The following is a 1,003-nucleotide window of genomic DNA, read 5'->3' as shown; positions in this document are numbered from 1 at the left end:
CTGCGTAAGCCCACGCCGGTCGAAGATACCAGGCCGCTGCGACTGTTTATTAAAAACACAGCACTCTGCAAACACGAAAGTGGACGTATAGGGTGTGACGCCTGCCCGGTGCCGGAAGGTTAATTGATGGGGTTAGCTAACGCGAAGCTCTTGATCGAAGCCCCGGTAAACGGCGGCCGTAACTATAACGGTCCTAAGGTAGCGAAATTCCTTGTCGGGTAAGTTCCGACCTGCACGAATGGCGTAACGATGGCGGCGCTGTCTCCACCCGAGACTCAGTGAAATTGAAATCGCTGTGAAGATGCAGTGTATCCGCGGCTAGACGGAAAGACCCCGTGAACCTTTACTATAGCTTTGCACTGGACTTTGAATTTGCTTGTGTAGGATAGGTGGGAGGCTTTGAAGCGTGGACGCCAGTTCGCGTGGAGCCATCCTTGAAATACCACCCTGGCAACTTTGAGGTTCTAACTCAGGTCCGTTATCCGGATCGAGGACAGTGTATGGTGGGTAGTTTGACTGGGGCGGTCTCCTCCTAAAGAGTAACGGAGGAGTACGAAGGTGCGCTCAGACCGGTCGGAAATCGGTCGTAGAGTATAAAGGCAAAAGCGCGCTTGACTGCGAGACAGACACGTCGAGCAGGTACGAAAGTAGGTCTTAGTGATCCGGTGGTTCTGTATGGAAGGGCCATCGCTCAACGGATAAAAGGTACTCCGGGGATAACAGGCTGATACCGCCCAAGAGTTCATATCGACGGCGGTGTTTGGCACCTCGATGTCGGCTCATCACATCCTGGGGCTGAAGCCGGTCCCAAGGGTATGGCTGTTCGCCATTTAAAGTGGTACGCGAGCTGGGTTTAGAACGTCGTGAGACAGTTCGGTCCCTATCTGCCGTGGACGTTTGAGATTTGAGAGGGGCTGCTCCTAGTACGAGAGGACCGGAGTGGACGAACCTCTGGTGTTCCGGTTGTCACGCCAGTGGCATTGCCGGGTAGCTATGTTCGGAA

1 rRNA gene is annotated in these 1,003 nt (G+C 54.1%); it reads left to right on the top strand.

The features are described from left to right. Window positions 1-1,003, top strand: a 23S ribosomal RNA gene (locus F475_RS30190); the annotation flags it as partial.

The organism is Pseudomonas sp. URMO17WK12:I6 (genome assembly GCF_003253625.1).
In the GTDB taxonomy this organism is placed as follows: Bacteria; Pseudomonadota; Gammaproteobacteria; order Pseudomonadales; family Pseudomonadaceae; genus Aquipseudomonas.
Note: the sequence above shows the minus strand (reverse complement) of the source record. Positions and strands in the feature narration are given on the sequence as shown.